The 17,435-nt window shown below is 63.5% G+C and carries 13 protein-coding genes and 1 pseudogene; 4 read left to right on the top strand and 10 right to left on the bottom strand.

All coding sequences use genetic code 11. The features are described from left to right. The 5 genes and pseudogenes from ABIA30_RS07350 to ABIA30_RS07330 form a co-directional block, all read right to left on the bottom strand. Window positions 1-1,488, bottom strand: coding sequence for a phytoene desaturase family protein (locus ABIA30_RS07350; protein ID WP_370065557.1), 1,488 nt, complete (start codon window positions 1,486-1,488; stop codon window positions 1-3). A 69-nt stretch (window positions 1,489-1,557) separates the two neighbouring features. Then, a pseudogene (locus ABIA30_RS07345) lies at window positions 1,558-1,683 on the bottom strand (NAD(P)-binding protein); the annotation flags it as partial. Between the two features lie 78 nt (window positions 1,684-1,761). Further along, window positions 1,762-3,261, bottom strand: coding sequence for an APC family permease (locus tag ABIA30_RS07340; RefSeq protein ID WP_370063697.1), 1,500 nt, complete (start codon window positions 3,259-3,261; stop codon window positions 1,762-1,764). A 787-nt stretch (window positions 3,262-4,048) separates the two neighbouring features. Next, window positions 4,049-6,226: a glutamine synthetase III gene (locus ABIA30_RS07335; RefSeq protein ID WP_370063695.1), complete on the bottom strand. Its 2,178-nt coding sequence runs from the start codon at window positions 6,224-6,226 to the stop codon at window positions 4,049-4,051. A gap of 367 nt (window positions 6,227-6,593) precedes the next feature. Next, window positions 6,594-7,019 carry a hypothetical protein gene (locus ABIA30_RS07330; protein ID WP_370063693.1) on the bottom strand — a complete coding sequence of 142 codons (426 nt, stop codon included), beginning with the start codon at window positions 7,017-7,019 and terminating at the stop codon, window positions 6,594-6,596. Window positions 7,020-7,325: 306 nt separating this feature from the next. Between ABIA30_RS07330 and ABIA30_RS07325 the strand changes: the two genes are divergently transcribed. Further along, window positions 7,326-8,759, top strand: coding sequence for a PPE family protein (locus ABIA30_RS07325; RefSeq protein ID WP_370063691.1), 1,434 nt, complete (start codon window positions 7,326-7,328; stop codon window positions 8,757-8,759). An 81-nt stretch (window positions 8,760-8,840) separates the two neighbouring features. Here the strand turns inward: ABIA30_RS07325 and soxR are convergent, their stop codons facing one another. Then, on the bottom strand, window positions 8,841-9,293 hold the full coding sequence (gene soxR / locus ABIA30_RS07320; protein ID WP_370063689.1) for a redox-sensitive transcriptional activator SoxR: 453 nt from the start codon (window positions 9,291-9,293) through the stop codon (window positions 8,841-8,843). 119 nt (window positions 9,294-9,412) lie between these two features. Between soxR and ABIA30_RS07315 the strand changes: the two genes are divergently transcribed. Beyond that, the gene (locus ABIA30_RS07315) at window positions 9,413-10,597 is read left to right on the top strand and encodes an FAD-dependent monooxygenase (RefSeq protein WP_370063687.1); all 1,185 of its coding nucleotides are present in this window, start codon (window positions 9,413-9,415) and stop codon (window positions 10,595-10,597) included. Window positions 10,598-10,613: 16 nt separating this feature from the next. Here the strand turns inward: ABIA30_RS07315 and ABIA30_RS07310 are convergent, their stop codons facing one another. Further along, window positions 10,614-11,453: an SDR family NAD(P)-dependent oxidoreductase gene (locus tag ABIA30_RS07310; protein WP_370065428.1), complete on the bottom strand. Its 840-nt coding sequence runs from the start codon at window positions 11,451-11,453 to the stop codon at window positions 10,614-10,616. A 115-nt stretch (window positions 11,454-11,568) separates the two neighbouring features. Here ABIA30_RS07310 and ABIA30_RS07305 point away from each other — a divergent pair, with 115 nt between their 5' ends. Next, entirely contained in the window at window positions 11,569-12,042 is a 474-nt protein-coding gene (locus ABIA30_RS07305) for a MarR family winged helix-turn-helix transcriptional regulator (protein WP_370063685.1), read from the top strand. A 60-nt stretch (window positions 12,043-12,102) separates the two neighbouring features. Here the strand turns inward: ABIA30_RS07305 and ABIA30_RS07300 are convergent, their stop codons facing one another. Genes ABIA30_RS07300 through ABIA30_RS07290 form a run of 3 tightly spaced genes read right to left on the bottom strand, consistent with a single transcriptional unit; the run spans window position 12,103 to window position 15,269 of the window. Then, window positions 12,103-13,122, bottom strand: coding sequence for an NADP-dependent oxidoreductase (locus ABIA30_RS07300; RefSeq protein WP_370063683.1), 1,020 nt, complete (start codon window positions 13,120-13,122; stop codon window positions 12,103-12,105). A 3-nt stretch (window positions 13,123-13,125) separates the two neighbouring features. Continuing rightward, window positions 13,126-14,112 carry an LLM class F420-dependent oxidoreductase gene (locus ABIA30_RS07295; RefSeq protein ID WP_370065426.1) on the bottom strand — a complete coding sequence of 329 codons (987 nt, stop codon included), beginning with the start codon at window positions 14,110-14,112 and terminating at the stop codon, window positions 13,126-13,128. Further along, window positions 14,112-15,269 carry an acyl-CoA dehydrogenase family protein gene (locus ABIA30_RS07290; RefSeq protein WP_370063681.1) on the bottom strand — a complete coding sequence of 386 codons (1,158 nt, stop codon included), beginning with the start codon at window positions 15,267-15,269 and terminating at the stop codon, window positions 14,112-14,114. The genes ABIA30_RS07295 and ABIA30_RS07290 overlap by 1 nt, the downstream gene beginning before the upstream one ends. Before the next feature lie 90 nt (window positions 15,270-15,359). Between ABIA30_RS07290 and ABIA30_RS07285 the strand changes: the two genes are divergently transcribed. Continuing rightward, window positions 15,360-15,845 carry a winged helix-turn-helix transcriptional regulator gene (locus ABIA30_RS07285; RefSeq protein ID WP_370063679.1) on the top strand — a complete coding sequence of 162 codons (486 nt, stop codon included), beginning with the start codon at window positions 15,360-15,362 and terminating at the stop codon, window positions 15,843-15,845. Window positions 15,846-17,435 lie beyond the last annotated feature (1,590 nt).

Below are 17,435 nucleotides of genomic sequence, written 5' to 3'. Positions count from 1 at the left end.
TCAGGCTCCCGTCTTCGCTGCGAATGTCTCGTGATCAACCCCTAATGGGGTCAGTAGCCGCTCAAGGTTCTGCGCGTACCACTCATAGGGTTTCGAGGTCCACCAAGTCTGGTTGCGAACTCCCGCGTCTTCCGCGACGACTTGGGCGGCGTTGTAACCGGCGGCCATCCAACTGAGGCCGACAGGCCATACGCCGTTGGACATGTAGAGGTTGGTGATCGGCATCCGATAGGGCATGCGGCCCAAGATCCACTGGTCTTCGGAAAAGTCGCCGCCAACGACCTGGCCGAACTTCGCCGACCGATTCAGCCGCCAATTGTCCAGTGGGGTCCAGTCGTATTGATCGAGAACGGAGTCGTTCCAGTTGTTGACCAAGTCAGCCATCATCAGGTTGCGGTTCTGTACAAGTTCGTGGCGGATCGGGCCGTCCCATGCCTCGGGCCCGCCGAGGCCGTGCAACGGGTAGGGAAAGCATTCTTCGGCCCGCAAGATCACTTCGCCCCGCGGGGAGACCGCGTTGGGGTCGACGGGCGCGGAATAGGTGAACTCCATGAGATGACCTGCCGCCTTGCGGGTGTCGTTGCCCAACATGTCGACCATGTACTGCTTGGTGCCCTCCCACGAATCGAAGGCGCGATACACCAGGATGGCATCATTGATCAGCGGGTCGAATCCTGATGACTTCCAATCGATCTTGCGGTCCAAGAGCCAGGACGTCACATGCGAGCCGCGTAGGCTCATCTTCCATTCGCTCATCTTGTTGGCGAGCATCGGGTCGATTGATTCGAGCACGCTGGGTGTGACCATCCGGCGCGTCTCTGGCACGCCTGCGTTGGAAATGATGTAGCGCGCCTCAATTTCGCGGTTGGGGTACATCGCGCGATCGGACAGCCGAACCCCAACGGCGTGGCCGTCTCTGACGAGAATCTCGTCAACAGTGCAGCCGGTCCAGATCGTCCCGCCATACTCCAGGAAGCACGCGGTGAGCGCATCCACCTGAGCTTCGTTGCCGCCGATCGCAATTCCAGTCGTGTAGTACAGGGCGAACGTTGTGCCGAATGCACCCTGGCCGCGGGCGAAGGGTGCGCCATGCTCCCAAAACGCAACCGGTGTCATGAGGATCTGTCGGCACGCATCGGTTTCGAAGGTGCGCTCACACAGTTCCGGTCCGGTCATGTCGACCATCTCGTCGATGCTGTACCCCATTGCATAAGAACAGATTTCATAGATTCGTTGCAGCTTGGACGGATCGGGGTGCGGACTGAACGAGCTGAGCTGGTTGTACTCGACCATGGTCTCGTGGACACGTGACTGGATCTCCAACATGCGTTGCCCGTCGCGGGCCGAGTGCATGGCGAAGTTGTCCCTCGTTCGCTCCGGTTCTTGACAGATGAGCGCGTTGCTGCCGTCCCGGTACGTGGTCGCCAGCACCACTGGACTGACCTTGAAGTTGAAGCCGTACTTTTCCAGTTCGAGGTCGGCGATCACCGGGGAGTTGCCGGCGAACGACACACCGACGTGGGGACTGTCGAGTGTCTGCGGCCAAGTCTCGTGTGTGCAGCAGAAGGTGCCCAGTTCAGCGTTGGCCTCCAGGAGTAATACCCGCAAGCCCGCCCTCTGGAGATAGGCGGCTGCGGGCAGGCCGCCGGACAGTCCGCCGCCGACCACGATGACGTCATACATTGATTTCTCCGTTCGTTGCTTGGTCATGGATCGCACAAGTGATGCGGCGGCTACCGCCAGGGCGTGTCATCGCGATGCCTAGTCGTAGACGGGCGCGGCTGTTGCCGGTAGTACTTCGCTACCGCCCACCCCATCCGTGTCGACGACCGCTCGGTCTGGCCGCCTCGCCACGAAGTAGAGGCCGCCGACCAGGGCGCATACTGCCAATCCGGCTGGCACGGCCCAGGTTGCGGCCGGGGTGACGTCGTGCCGTGGCCAGGCGATGTTGATGCATTCGAATAATGCCCACACCACCGCGAAGATGTTGACGGCGTAACCGAAGCGCCCGCCGAAGGGGGCTTGCGGATACGGGACCCACTGCCCCTTCACGCGGACGTACAGCAGCGCGACGGCCGGAAACAGGAAGGCGATGAAGTACGCGCCGGTGGAGAACTTGACCAGGATGTTGAGGGCGTCGCTGTACAGAAACGCCAGGGCGGCCAGGCCTCCGACGGTCAATGTTGCAACGACGGGAATGCGGTTGTGCCCAGACACTTTTCGCAGCAGCGACGATCCGGGGATCATGCCGTCTCGGGCAAAAGAAAACGCAACTCGGGATGCAGTGGTCTGCACGGCCAGGGCGCACGCCGTGAACCCAATGACGACGACGGCCAGAAACGGCTTCTCGGCCCATGCGCCCAAACCGACTCCGACAGAGTTACCCACCGGGTCGGCGATCAGCCCATTGACGACGGCCGACATGTCGGGTGTTGACAGCATCAGAGCGACTGCACCGATGATGACAACCAGGATCACCGGCGGCAAGGACCAGACGATGGCCCGAGGAACCTCGCGACGGGGATTTTGTGTCTCCTCCGCCACGCTGCCGCACGCATCGAAACCGATGAACGCCCAACCGGCCACGGCGATCGCCGCCACGAATGCGCCGACGAATGCCGACGAACCTCCGGGCGCCAACGATGTGTCGACCAACACTCCGAGCGGCTGTTTGCGTGCCACGATGAGCAAGGACAGTCCCACTGCGATGCTGCCGACCAACTCCGCGCAAATGCCAATCAGCACCGCATATTTGAGAACATTGAGACCAATGCTATTGATGACCGTCACCACCACTAGCAAGGCCATCGCCAACAAGATGCTCGTCAGGGGACTCGGGTTTTGGATGCCGAATAGTTCACCAAGGAATTGGCCGCCCGAGTACGTCACGCCGGCGACCGTCAGAATCACCGCCCAGAGGTAAAACCAACCAGCCCACCAAGAGGCGGCCGGGCCGAGAAGCCGTCGCGTCCACTGGTAGATGCCGCCGCTCAGTGGCCATTTCGCCGCGAGCTGGGCGTAGACCATAGCCAGTGCCATCTGACCGACAGCCACCAACGGGATCGCCCATACCCAGGCCGGGCCGGCGGCGGTGGCCCCGAGCGCCACGATCGTATACAAGCCGACTATCGGTGACACCATGGCAAATCCAATTGCCCAAGTGGTCCAGAACTTTAAGCCACGGTCGAGCTCTTGCGTATAGCCATAGTTTGTGAGTATGGCGGCGTCGCTATGGTTTTCGGCAGATGGGTCGATTGCCATTGGTTGTCTCCTCTGGGTGTAGGTGCACAGAAGCAAGCCCTGGTAGGGGGAGGCGGCGGCCGGGTCCAGGCGTGTCGAGCCGGTAGTACCGGGTCCGTAGGCTCTGCGCGTACGTGGAACAACTCGTGTTGCGGAGGTGCTACCTTTGTTACTGCGGTATTACGTTCTCCCGCATGAGATTTGAGTGTTTCGGTGTGGCTGTGTCAAAAAGTGTGCGCGTACGCTCCCGACTGGGCAACGGACACAATGTCATGCGTTTAGAAGCGTTCGTACGACGTATTGTCGTATAGCTTTGATGCGGGGGATTCGCTGATCCGGCTCGGCCCGTAGGTTGCGAGCTCATCGAACACCGTAGGAGGCTTGGCCTCGTTGTTTGATAATGCGTTGTCGCAGAGATGGTTTCGCACGGCATCCGGATGGCATGCAGGGCTCGGCCACTGGCTCAAGAGTGGCGGCCCACTACGTGGGAGGTAACGACGGCCGGCCAGGCTGCTGACCGCAGGCAAGGGCGCGGACGGCGTCGCCGTCGGCAACGGTGGAACAGGCGGCTCCGGCGGCAACGCAGCCGTCATCGGAACCGGCACCGCCAGGCGCGGCACGTGTCAGATCAATGCCCGGGTAGTCAATCACCCACGTATCGGGACGCCGACCTTCGCCAGACCAACTATGTCGATTCGGAGCTCACAACCAGCGGCCCCTGTACATGCCCGTCGGACCTCACCGCCCGCTCGTTGGGCACTTGGCGGTGAGGTCCTGGCCGGTCCTGCAAGTGATGTGTGTGTTGGGGTCAGAGAATGTAGAGCATCTCCTGGTAGGTCGGCAGCGGCCACAGGTCGTCGGCCACGACGGTCTCTAGGGTGTCGGCGGCGGCCCGGACCGCCTCCATGGCCGGCAACAAAACGTGCTGGGCGTGCGTGGCCTCGTCGTAGGCCGACTCCGCCGAATGGTCGGACAGTGCGGTTTTCAACGTGGCCAGTGCATCGCCCAGAGCGCTGATGGGCTCCGAGATCGACTGCAGCAGTGCCAAATTCGGTGTGACGCCCGCGGCGGTCAGTGCCGCGACGTTTTGCGCGAGCTCGGTTTGGTAGCGGATGGCGGCCGGCAGGATGGTGGTCGAACCGAGTTCGAGTGCCAACTTGGCCTCCACGCCGACGGTCAATACGTACTGCTCCAGACGCACCTCGTAGCGGCTGTGCAGCTCACGCTCGCTGAAGACCCCGTATTTTTCGAAGACTTCCACGGCCTCGGGCTTGATCAGTTCCGGGATGGCATCCAGCGTGGTCTTGAGGTTCGGCAGTCCGCGGGTGGCAGCCTCGGCTTGCCAGTTGTCCGAGTAACCGTCCCCGTTGAAGACCACCGCACCGTGCTCGGTGATGATGTCGGTCAGGACCTTCTGCACCGCAGTGTCGAACTCTTCGCCGTCGGCTACCGCCTTCTCCAAGATGGTGGCCAGGTAGTCGAACGAGTCGGCCATGATGGTGTTCAGGACGATCATCGGCACGGCGACAGTCTGCCCTGAGCCCGGCGCCCGAAATTCGAATCGGTTGCCGGTGAAGGCGAACGGACTGGTCCGGTTGCGATCCCCGGGGTCAGTAGGCAGCACCGGCAGGGTATCCACACCAATGATCATGCTGCCCTTGCCCTTTGATGACGTCGCAGCACCCTTGGCGATCTGCTCGAAGACATCGGCGAGCTGATCGCCAAGAAAGATCGAGATGATCGCGGGCGGCGCCTCGTTGGCACCGAGGCGATGGTCGTTGGTGGCCGAAGCCACCGAAACGCGCAGCAGCCCACCGAATTTGTGCACGGCACGAATGACCGCCGCGCAGAACACCAGGAATTGGGCGTTCTCGTGGGGAGTATCACCGGGCACCAGCAGCGAGCCCAACTCGGCGTTGCCCATCGAGAAGTTGACGTGTTTTCCCGAACCGTTCACCCCGGCGAACGGTTTCTCGTGGAAAAGGCACTCCAAGCCGTGCTTCTTGGCGATGGTCTTGAAGACGGTCATCAGCAACTGCTGGTGATCGGAGGCGATGTTGGCCCGCTCGAACATCGGCGCAATCTCGAACTGACCTGGCGCGACCTCGTTGTGGCGGGTCTTTGCCGGAATGCCGAGCTTGAACAGCTCCCGCTCGGTGTCCATCATGAAGCCCAGCACCCGTTCGGGGATGGCGCCGAAGTAGTGGTCGTCGAACTCCTGGCCTTTGGGCGGCTTGGCTCCGAACAGGGTGCGGCCGGAGTTGATCAGGTCGGGACGGGCAAGGAAGAAGTGGCGGTCCACCAGGAAGTACTCCTGCTCGGGGCCGCAGAACGAGACCACTTTCTCTAAGTTCTCGTGGCCGAACAGTTTCAATATGCGCTCGGCGTGCACGCCCATGGCCTGCTGGCTGCGTAGCAGCGGCGTCTTGTAGTCCAGTGCCTCGCCGGTCATCGATACGAATACGGTCGGGATGCACAGCGTGTTGCCGTTCGGGTTCTCCAGGATGTACGCCGGACTGGTCACGTCCCAGCCGGTGTAGCCGCGAGCCTCGAACGTCGATCGCAGACCACCGGACGGGAAACTGGACGCGTCGGGCTCGCCTTGAACGAGGGTCTTGCCGGCGAACTCAGCCAGCGCCTGCCCGTCCGAGACAGGCTCGAGGAAACTGTCATGCTTTTCGGCGGTCAGCCCGGTCATCGGATAGAACACGTGCGCGTAGTGGGTCGCGCCCTTCTCCAAGGCCCAGTCTTTCATCGCGGCGGCAACTGCGTCAGCAACCGTCGGATCCAGCTTGGCGCCCTTCTCGATGGTCGCCACCACCGACTTGTAGATCGCCTTCGGCAGCCGAGATTGCATCTCGGATTTGGTGAACACGTTGGCACCGAAAATTTCCCCGGGGGCTTCTGCAGGATCGAAGCTGAACGCCGGGGGCACATAAGCTTCAACACCGGCGATGGCCTGCAAACGGGTCGCGTTTCCGCTCAATGGAATTCCTATCGCTCCGGGTGAATGACTGCCTCACCCTAGGAACAGTCGATGGCGTGATTGTTACGGCCACATCAAAGTCAGAATTCAGGTCCCACGGGCCGCGGTGCGTTCGGGTACCCCGGCAATCAGTCGCTGATCATCCGGGGGCACGCTCCGCAGTGTCCGACGCTGTGCGCCCTGCCTGTTTACCGGTCAGGCCAGGCGGTGGACATCGGCCGGCACCGCCAAACGGGAAGCAGCAGATCGGATAGGCAAACGGGTCGGCGTGCGTGGCGACATTTGGCGCTCAGCACGTACTGCGGAACGGTGACCGACCGGCCGGCGCCCCTGTACCGTCGTGTACCAGTGCGGGCGTGAGTCTGCTTCACCCCGGCATGCCTGTGGAGAGGGGACATCCGAGGATGAAACCGGCGGCTACTTTCCCGATCGAGACCATGGTCAACACCGGTTCGGCCAGCGGTAGCCGAGTGCGTGGTCTTCGACGCTCGCCGGTTGGGTCCACCCGTAGACGTTCTGTGAACGCCTTGGCGGTGTCGTGGGCGGTGCTGCTTACCCTGTTCGCGGCGTTGGTGATTGCCGTGGTAATCCTGTCGGGCAGCTCCGCGGGCCTGGGCATGATCCATTCAGACTTCATCACTGCCAGGGCAGAACCGACCCGCACGCAGTCGCCGGCCGCCACAGAGACGGCAACTGCGCCACCGGTTGTCTCGAGTGCGGTGGCGCCGCCGGCCCCCACGGAATCGGTAGCGCCGCCGCCGTCGAAAACGGCGCCGCAATACAACTCCTCCACATCAACCCGTGCGACGCAAGGCGCCAAGGTGTGGACACCACCAAACGGGCCCCCTCCGCTGTTGCGTTGGTTGCGCCACCTTCGCGACCGGCTAGTAGCTGGGCCGTGATATCCCAACGCCGTTATCCCTACGCCCGGACAGCGTGGCAATGCAGCGATCTCTGCTGCTGATCTGATGGACGTCGTGAGCCGAATCAGCGTGCCCGGCCGTGTCATTGCAAGAGCGTGACGTAAGCATCTTCAGGCTCGGTTCAAGTGGGGATGTAGCACTGCCGGAGTCGATTAGTTTAGGCTAACCTAAATTGCGTGTTGGTGTCTTGGTATGCGCTGCCACCGGAAGTGAACTCGGTACTGCTGTCAGTGGGCCCCGGAGCAGGATCTCTACTGGCGGCCGGTGAAGCGTGGCGCTTCCTGGCGGTCCAATACTCCGGCGCTGCAACCGAACTCGCCGACATCTTGTCGGCGGTGCGGTCGGGGGCATGGGAGGGTCCGAGTGCCGAGCAGTACTGCGCTGCTCACCAGCCGTTCCTCGCCTGGTTGACGTCGATGAGCGCGGTGGCGGACATTACCGCGCAGATTCACCACGCCGTCGCGGCAGCATATTCCACTGCACTGGCAGCTATGCCGACTTTGGCCGAACTTGCGGCGAACCACGTTGCTTACGCGGCCCTGTCGGCTACGAATTTCCTTGGTATCAATACGATTCCGATCGCTCTGAACGAAGCGGACTATGCCCGCATGTGGTTACAGGCTGCCACCACCATGAGCAGCTATCAGGCGGTAACTGAGGCGAGTGTCCAATCGATCCCGGCGGTGCCCGGGGTTCCGCCGGTGTTGTCCCGCGACGTCGGCGGTGCGCTCACCGCCTCCGCTGCTGCGGCCTCCACCAGTTCGGATTCCAGCACTGGCGACGTGACCGGCTGGATCCTTCAGCAGATCGAGAACCTTCTCGGAGATCTCGAGAAATGGACCTCGACGTTGCCCGAACCCTGGCGCAGCATCCTTACCCAGGCGCTCGACTCGGTGTCTTCGGTTATCAGCAGCCAGGTATTCACCATCGCCGCCTATTCGATACTGGATCCGACGATCTACTTCGGACCGTTCATCGCGTTGCTGGCTCCCGCCGCGACCGCTGCCACAGCGGCGGCCGTGGCAGTCCGCGGGCCGGTTGCTGGGCAACCCGATGGAACCTCGTCGTACCAGCCAGCTTCCTTGGTTCACGGCGGTATCCCTGAGCGCTCTGCACTGCCGGCGGTCGGCGTCGCACCGCTGAGCGCGTCGCCCTCCACTGCCTCGGCGTCTGGTTCGGCAACGCCGTCGCCGTCGGCGTCGGCGTCGTCCGCGGCCGCGGACGCGCAATCGGCCGGCCAGCTCTACCTCTATGCAGTCGGTGGCGAGCCGCCGGCAGAAGGGTTCACCCCGACCGCAGGTGGCCGGATATCAGAGACCAGCACCAGCGCCGCGGCAGAAGCCGCGCTCGGCGCCGCCCCGGCAGCCGCGCAGCGGGCGGGGCGACGTCGCAGGAGGTCGCGTATGAATAAGCACGAAATCATGGTCGGCGACGAACGAATTCCACTGTCTGCCAATCTAACCGAAGAATATGGCGGACCGGACATCGCTCGGTCAGGTCGGGGTGCCGGCACTGTCACATCTGCGCGAGGCCTGTCATTCGCGAAAACCGTGAAGCCCAACGAGGTCACTTCAGAACCGATGCTGCCCCAAAGCTGGACCGAGAACTGACGCCAAGGTGTCATTCCTCTCCCAATTCTTGAAGGTGCCACCAGTTGGCCCAATCGCTGGTGCCCGTATGAGGCGCACGGTTCATCCCGGCGGAATCAAACGGCGGGGTCCTGGCCCCTGTTCGGAGAGCTGGTCGCCGGGGTTGAAGACTCGGCACGTCTTCAAGGACAGGCAGCCACACCCGATGCAGCCGGTGAGCTCTTCCTCCAAGCGTTCGATCTCGCGGCGGCGGGCTGCAAGCTGAGCGTGCCAGATTCGCGAGATCCGAATCCAGTCGCGCTTACTGGGCATGTGATCGGACGGCAAGGTCTCGAAGGTGGTTGCCACCTCGGCTAGTGGGATGCCGAAGCGGCGGGCGGCCAGGACGATGCTCAGCCGGCGCAGCACGTGCCGGGCATAACGCCGCTGGTTTCCTGCCGTGCGCACCGAGCTGATCAGACCGTGTTCTTCGTAGAACCGCACCGCGCTGGGCGCGATTCCGGCGCGGTGGGCAACTTCTCCTACGGTCAGCATGTCAGTTGGCTTGTGCGGCATCGTCTTCCCTGTGGCTTGACTTCAACAGAACTTGAAGTTTTAGCGTACCTGTGTGAACCAACGCCATCGGCTGCTTGCGATGCGTTCGACAACCACGTCACAGAAATCGGGAACCGCTCATGATCGATGACAATTCGACCGTTCTGATCGCCGGTGCGGGTATCGGCGGCTTGACGTCGCTGCTTACTCTGCACGCCCGCAACATCTCCGCCGCGGCCATTGAGCGGGCGCCCGAGCTACGGGCTGTGGGCGTCGGCGTGAACCTGCTTCCGCACGCTGTGCGGGAGCTGCACCACCTCGGCCTGGGCGATCGACTCGATGAAATCTCGGTATCACCGAGTCGGCTCGAGTTCTACGACGCGAATGGCGGACTACTGCTGCGGGAACCGCTCGGCCTGGCAGGTGACTACGGGTTCCCACAATGTTCGGTACATCGTGGCGAGCTGCAGATGCTGTTGCTGAACGCCGTTACCGAGCGTCTAGGTCCTGACGCAGTCAACACCGGTACCGCGCTGACGGATTTCGACGACAGCGACGACGGTGTCCACGTGACGACGAGCCGAGGGGACCTGTCGTGCGCGATGCTGGTCGGCGCGGACGGAATCCACTCCGCTGTGCGCAGCAAACTCCATCCAGCGCAAGATGATCCGATCCGGTGGTCGGGTGTGCGGCTGTTCCGCGGTGCTACACCGGCAGAGCCGTTTCTCGACGGTGCCACGATGGCAATCGTCAAGGCCGGCGACGGGGTCGAACTCGTTCTGTACCGCCTCGGATTCGGGTTGATCAACTGGGTCTTGCTGGTCCCTGAAGCCCACGACGGGGCTGCTATGGCAGCGCCCAGTTGGGACGAACCGGTCGACCATGACACCGTCACCGCACACGTACGCGACTGGAATCTGGGTTGGCTTGATCCGATCGCGCTGATCGCTACGACCGAGACCGTGCTGCAATATCCGATGGTCGATCGGGCACCGCTGTCTCGGTGGGGCCGCCGACGGGTCACCCTGCTCGGCGATGCCGCCCACCCGATGTATCCGGTCGGCGCCAACGGAGCTTCGCAGACCATCGTCGACGCGGAAGTACTCGCCGAATCCCTTGCGGAGGACAACGTCGACGGGCTCCGCAATTACGAACTGCGCCGTATCCCCGCAACTGCGGCGGTCGTTGCGGCCAATCGTGAACGTCACGACAGCGGCCGGTCGCAGCTGGCCCAAGCGGCCACTCGCTACCGCGGCCGCACCGGCGCGGACACGGTCATGACCAAGAGTCCCGCGCGAGCTGAGTCTGGTTGGCGTGACGAGTAGCTGCGTTCACCCTGAATCAGGATGTGCAGTCGAGTGCTGCGGTGGCTTCCCAAAGTGCGCCTTGGATTTGGGGGCTGCGACCCGGTTCGGGACAGGTCAGCGGTGCGGCGTTTTTGGCCGAGAAGTATCCGCCGCTGGTGTTGGCGAATGCCGGGTCAGTGGCCAGCTTGACGACGATGGCGGCGCCGCGGCGTGGATCGCCGATATGCATTGCTCGGAGCGCCTTTTCGAGCAGGCCGGCGAAGGGAAGTTCGCGGCCGAGTCCGGTGGTGTTGAAGCCCGGGTCGCAGCAGTTGGCGGTCACGCCGGTGCCGGCCAGCCGTCTGCCGAACTCTTGGCTGAACATGATGTCCATCAGTTTTGACCGGCTGTACAGGTTCAGCGATTCGTGCCGGGTGTAGCGGGGTGTCGCGGTCAGGTCGTGGGCGGGGTCGATACTGCCCGCGCGACGCGCCCCTTCCGACGCGACTGTGACGACGCGGGCCGGTGCGGAGGCGATGAGCTTGTCGCGCAAGATGTTGGTGAGAACCCAAGGGGCCAGGTAGTTGACGGCTACCATCTCGGCGAAGCCGTCCGGTGTGACCCGTGGGCGGAAAGCGTGCACGCCCGCGTTGTTGATCAGCACGTCGACGCGGTCGAAGTGCGCGTCAATCTGCCTTCCGGCCCGGCGAACGCTGCCCATTGAAGACAACTCGGCGATGAAGGTGTCCACCCGCGTGCCTGGCGCGACAACATTGAGCTCGCCGATGAGGTCGTCGACTTTGCGCTGACTGCGGGCGACCACCCCGAGGTGCGCGCCCTGGCGAGCCAGTTCAATAGCCGCGATTCGGCCGAGGCCGCTGGTGGCGCCGGTGATGACAACGACAGGGCGGGTTTTGATCAGGGCTCCTTCTCACGGTTAATGAGGTACCTCAGTTTATAGCACGGTCACCGAGGTACCTGAGGTACCTCCGAAAGGTAAAGTGCATCGCGTGGCCGCCGCACGAACATCGGTAGACGACGTGCTGGCTGCTGTTGCCAGCTCCGAGACCGCGCGCCTCGGACTGCACTTGCTGACCGTCGCGCACGGGGTCGAGAAAATTCTCGACGAACAGATGACCGCCGGCGGCCTCTCGCTCGCCCGCTGGAGGATCCTGATTCAGCTGCACGACAGAGTGGCGATCCGGCAGAAAACCTTGGCCGACAAGCTGGGTTACGCCGAACGCACCGTCACCCAAGCCGTAGAAAGCCTGGCCTCCGACGGCCTGGTCGACCGTACCGCCGACCCCGCCGACCGCCGAGCCAAATTGGTTGTGCTCACCGACGAGGGCGCCGCCGCGCTGGCCGCCGGCACCCGCACCGGAACCCGAGTCCTTGAAGGTCTTTTCGGGACACTGAGTGAACGTCAGCGCACCGAATTGGCACGGCTGCTCAATCGCCTCGGCGACACCACGGCCGAGCGCTGAGGCACGCCGCGATTCTGGCGGTCACTTGTGACGCCAACGGTGTCGGGGGGTGCGGGCTGCTCAGCCCTGATGAGCGTCAAGCGCAAGAACCAGCTTGCCGGTGTTCTCGCCGCGGAAGAGGGTGAGCAGAACATCGGGGAAGTCGGTGACATCGCCGGCCACGATGTGCTCGCGGGATCGTAGTTCCCCGTTGCCCAGCCATTTCGCCAGCTGGGCGACGCCTTCGGCGTAGCGGTCGGCATAGTCGAAAACCACGAAGCCGGTCATGGACCCACGCGCCACGAGCAGCTGCATGTAGTTGGCAGGTCCGCCCTGCGCCGCGGTGGCGTTGTACTGAGAGACCGCGCCGCACAGCACGATCCGACCGCCGCGGGCGAGTCGGGCCAGCGCTGCCTCGAGGGCCTCGCCGCCGACGTTGTCGAAGAACACGTCAATGCCGTTGGGGGCGTGGACTTTCAGCTGCGCGCGCAGATCGCCGGCCTGGTAGTCGATGGCGGCGTCGAACCCGAGCTCCTCGACCAGCCAGCGGCACTTCTCCGGTCCGCCGGCGATCCCGACCACGCGGCAGCCTTTGATCCGCGCGATCTGGCCGGTGATGCTGCCGACTGAGCCCGCTGCACCCGAGACAACCACGGTCTGGCCCGGCTCGGGGCGGCCGACGTCCAGTAGCCCGAAGTAGGCGGTCAGGCCGCCGATGCCAAGGACGCCGAGATGGACCGGCGCGGGCGCGAGGCTGGTGTCCACCGGTGTCAGGTCGCGCCCGTCCGACAGCACGTAGCGCTGGACCCCGAAGACTCCGTACACCTCGTCGCCCACCGCGAAATCGGCGTGACGCGAGGCGATCACGCGTCCGATGCCGGCAGCACGCATCACCTCGCCGATCTCGACCGGCGGCACGTACGACCGACCTGCGTTCATCCAGGAGCGCATCGCCGGATCGATGGACAGGTATTCCACTTGCAGGAGGAGTTCACCGTCGCCAGGGCTGGGCGCCGGCTCCTCGGTGAACGTCCAGTCGGTCGGCTTGGGTAGGCCGACGGGACGGGCAGCCAAACGGCATTGCATGTTGACCAGGGTCATCGTTCACATCTCCTGAGTTATGTTGTGTTGCAGCGCTACCGAATTGAGAGTGGCGGCGCCGCCTGGATCTTCAGCCGTGGAGGGCACGATCGAGACGGCGTCGGCACCGGCGTCGTGGTAGGCCTGCAGCCGCGCTGCGACGCGCTCGGGTGAGCCGAGCGCGCACACCTGGTCGAGTAGCTCGACGGGGACTGCGGGCGCCAGTTCGGCGCGGCGGACGCCCGCGCGTGCGCGCTGGACGAGGTCGGAAAACCCTAATTCACTGAACATTTCGCCGTATCCGGGCGGGGCCAGGTAGACAGCCAGCTGCGCTGACAATTGGCCGTGTGCTGCGTCCCCAGGGTTGACCGCGACGGGAACCCACACCGTCAGGCGAGGTGGGGTGCGGCCCGTTGCGGCGGCCACGGCGTCGATGATCGCCCGTGCGTCGGCGACGTGTGCCGGTGATACCAGGTTGAGCACAACCTCGTCGGCGTATTGGGCCGCGACTCTGGTCATTGTCGGACCGAATGCGCCTACCGCAATTCTGCTGTCCGGTAGCGGCTTTCGTAGTCGAAAGCCGTGGCTGCGAACGTGGTCTCCGGTGTAGTCGGCTCGGGCCCCGGACAGTATCGGCCGCAGACACTCGATCGTCTCGCGCATGCGCGACGCGTGCTGCGCCCAGGGGCGGTCATGCCAGCCGACCACGATGGGCGGGCTGGAGGCACCCAGCGCGATGTCGACCTCGCAGCCGGTCAGTGAGGCGACGGATGAGGCGCCCAGTGCCAAGGCGACCGGGCTGCGGACCGCGAGCGCCAATGGCCCCAGCTTCATGCGCAAACCTGGTACGCGGTGTCCGACTGCTGTCGCCAACGCGAAGACGTCGTAGGTGGCCATTTCGCCGATCCACAATGTGCCGAACCCGGCGTCGCGCGCTGCTCGTGCAAGGTCGAGCGCTTCCTCGTCCGGTCGATCCAGCCAGAACGGCAACGCAACTTCGATATGTGCGATCACAGCGTTGACACGTCGGCCGGCTGGCCAAGCAGAATCCTGCCGGGCAGCTCGCGCGAGGCCTCGTTGACCTGGAAATGCGCAGTGGCGGTGTAGGCGTCGCGGAAGCGTCGCTGCAATGCAGAGTCGTCGTAAATTGCGGTTCCGCCGGCGAGGTCGTACATGCTGCGTACCACGTCGGCTGAAGTCCTTACCGCATGAGTTGCTGCCAGGCGCAAGCGATTTCGCGCGTCGAGGGGGACTCCTTCGGGGCTTTGGCTGGCCTGCCATGCCGCTTCGATGGCCTGATAGTACAGCGCTCGTGCAGCATCCAATGTCACTTCCGCAGTCGCCACCGCGGTGTGGGTGGCGGGTCGCTCGGCGAGCGTGCGGGTCGACCCGAGCCCCTTCTTGTTGCCGGCCAGTCCGATGAGGTCGTCGATCGCGCCGCGGGCATTGCCCAGCGCGGCCGCGCCGATTGACAACGCGAAGAATCCGAACACCGGGAAGCGGTACAGCGGCCGATCCACCACAGGACCGTTGAATAGCGAGAACACGCGATCGGCCGGCACGAACACCTCGTCGGCCACCACATCATGGCTGCCGGTACCGCGCAGGCCGAGCGTGTGCCAGGTGTCGAGAACCTGAAGGTCCTCCTTACGCAACGCGACCACCGAGGGTGCCCGCTGATCGTCGATCAGGCAACCGGCAAACATCATGTCCGCGTGGGTGATTCCGCTACAGAATGGCCATCGGCCCGATACCACCACACCGCCGTTCACGGTCCGGGCCTTACCGCGCGGAGCCCACACCCCGGCGGCGATCCCGCGACCATCACCGAAGAGTTCATCGCGGCTGGTAGGGGGGAGGTACGCAACCAGCAAGCTACTGGTGATGGCGATCGAGACGCACCAACCCGCCGCGGCATTGCCGCGCGCCACCGCTTCAGCGCACCGCAGCGATACTCCCGGGGCCAATTCCAGTCCCCGGGATTCGACGGGAGCGCCGGCCCGCGGCAGGCCGGACTCTCGCAGGGGAATCAACAATTCCTCGGGTAGCCGACGGTCGTCGTCGATCTGGCCGGACATTTCGCACGCCGTCATCGCGATCTGCCGGGCCACCGCCTCGATGTCGTTCGCGCCGTTCGGCGATGGGCTCGTGGTGTCGGACTGGTTCATGGCTATCTCCGCAATCGTGGGGGACCGTCGACTGGTTCAGTTACGTTACCACTACTGGTTCAGTAACTGAACCGGTATATTTGTTGAACTATGGTTTCGCCATCTGATCTGTCCCACCGTTTCGAAGCTGACTCTGTTGGCAGGGCTCTTGAGTTGGTCGGCGAGCGTTGGACGCTGCTCATCTTGCGCGAAGCGTTCTTCGGGGTGCGCCGCTTCGGTCAACTCGCCCGCAATCTCAACATCCCGCGCCCCACGCTTTCGTCCCGGCTGCGCATGCTTGTCGACGCTGGAGTGCTTGCGAAGGTCTGCTATTCGGAAGATCCCGAGCGCTATGAGTACCGACTCACCGACTCGGGGCGAGACCTGTTCGGAGCCATCGTCGCGCTGATGCGTTGGGGCGACAAGCATTTGCCGCATTCGAGCGGCCCGCCGGTCGTGCTGCGCCACCACGCGTGCGGCGAAATCGCGGACCCGCGTCTTACCTGCGCCCATTGCGGCGAGGAGATCACCGCGCACAACGTCACCCCCGAGGCCGGCGCCGGCTTCCGGGAAGCATTTACGGGCGAGAAGCCCTGACGGGACGCACCGCGCACACGTGGCGTCCGGTCCCCGCGAGCGGCAACCGGCCCACTCGGGCTTTAAGTGTTGCCACCTTCAAGATTCGTCACCGTCGACCTATTGTATTTGCTGTCTGCGTCCATAAAGATTAAGCGAGACGCTTATGGAGACGGCGTGCGACCCACAAGATGGTTAGCCACGTGTCTCCGCGGGGGCGAAGGGGTCGGTGAAGGCGATGCATTGCGGACAGTTGCCTGCTGAGGAGTATCGACGTAGCACTGCACCGATACCTCTACGATTGAGCGCACACAGGTTGTTTGCGAGACGGAATGTCAGACATGGCGGCGGCCGCCCTCACTCGATGAGATCAAGAGTTGCTGATGTAGCGCGGTGGTTTGGCGCGCTTAGCAGGCAACGTCTGGTTCCATCTATTTGCTGGATGGCTGCGAACGCCAGAAGAATCGCGCGTCTGATCGTGGGCCGGGGACCGGCCGCGAGGCACGCTCGGTGGGCAATTAGGACACCGGCGCATGCGATGGCGGTTGTCATGCTGACCGGCGGACTGCTGGTTGGACTGGGGTCGAGCATGGGAGTCGGGCATGCCACGCCCGGGTCCGACCGCGGGCGTCAACACGCCGACTGCCCAGTGGCGATGACGTGTACCCAATGGTGCCCGGGTGACTCGCTGATGCTGGGAAGTGCATCGATCAGGTGGGACTGGACCATCTGTCACGACTGGTATCAGACGTACGAAGGCACCGTTGACATTGGAAACAACGTTATTTATCCGTGGCGCGGCCAGCCGCATGTAACGACACCAGCGCCGGCGGGCGGGCCGTTCGGGCGGGTCCCGCTGTCCGAACGCTGTATCCCGTGGTCACCATTCTTGGACTGCGGATTCCTCTGAGCCCAATGCGGCCTGTGGCCTGTTGCATGGCTGCTGCCCGGTATTGATGATCACGATCTGCCAGGGCGACTGTTGCGAATGTCGATGGGCAACGTCGGCCCAATTCGACGGAGTCGATGACCCGTCGAGCGCAGTAGCTTCGACGTCGACAAATCGCTTGGCTCAAAATTGCCGTCTCGTGCACCGCAAAGGGGATGGTGGTAGCCCTAATTTCCTTGTGGCGCAATCAGGTAAGTGCCAGAGCATTTGCAATTCAATCAATAGTGTTGTGCAACAGGGTGATTGACTTCGTCGCACGTCCCTACGTGCCGCTGCGTGGATTGGCCTCATCCATTGCGGATCGACCATGGCCGCAAGCGGGCATGCTTTGCCGGACTTGCGAAGCTGTGCGTTTCCGGGACGGGCGACGGGGCAGTCGTCTCGTTATTGCCATGTCCCACATAACTATTCGCTGAGTTATTCCCATTTGCGCTCGCGACAATTGTCGTTAGTATCTTGCCCTGTGCCAGGGGCCTTCCGGTCCCGTGCTGGAGCGCTACCGGTGACTTGAGAGGCGGACGCATGGATGTCGAGGAGGTGGCGCCAGACGTCATCCGGATCGGTGACGTCTCGCCTTCGTGGCTGGCGGACCAACTCGACGAACACGGCGTGGTCCGACTCGGAGGTGCATTCTCTGAAGAATGGCTTGACGCCCTGCGGAA

Source organism: Mycobacterium sp. MAA66 (assembly GCF_041261665.1).
Classification (GTDB): Bacteria; Actinomycetota; Actinomycetes; order Mycobacteriales; family Mycobacteriaceae; genus Mycobacterium.
This window is presented reverse-complemented; position numbering and strand designations above follow the sequence as displayed.

Coding starts and splice junctions, on each gene's coding strand:
- ABIA30_RS07340 (WP_370063697.1), bottom strand. CDS start 3,261: ATGGCAATCGACCCATCTGCCGAAAACCATAGCGACGCCGCCATACTC.
- soxR (WP_370063689.1), bottom strand. CDS start 9,293: ATGCCGCACAAGCCAACTGACATGCTGACCGTAGGAGAAGTTGCCCAC.
- ABIA30_RS07315 (WP_370063687.1), top strand. CDS start 9,413: ATGATCGATGACAATTCGACCGTTCTGATCGCCGGTGCGGGTATCGGC.
- ABIA30_RS07300 (WP_370063683.1), bottom strand. CDS start 13,122: ATGACCCTGGTCAACATGCAATGCCGTTTGGCTGCCCGTCCCGTCGGC.
- ABIA30_RS07290 (WP_370063681.1), bottom strand. CDS start 15,269: ATGAACCAGTCCGACACCACGAGCCCATCGCCGAACGGCGCGAACGAC.
- ABIA30_RS07285 (WP_370063679.1), top strand. CDS start 15,360: ATGGTTTCGCCATCTGATCTGTCCCACCGTTTCGAAGCTGACTCTGTT.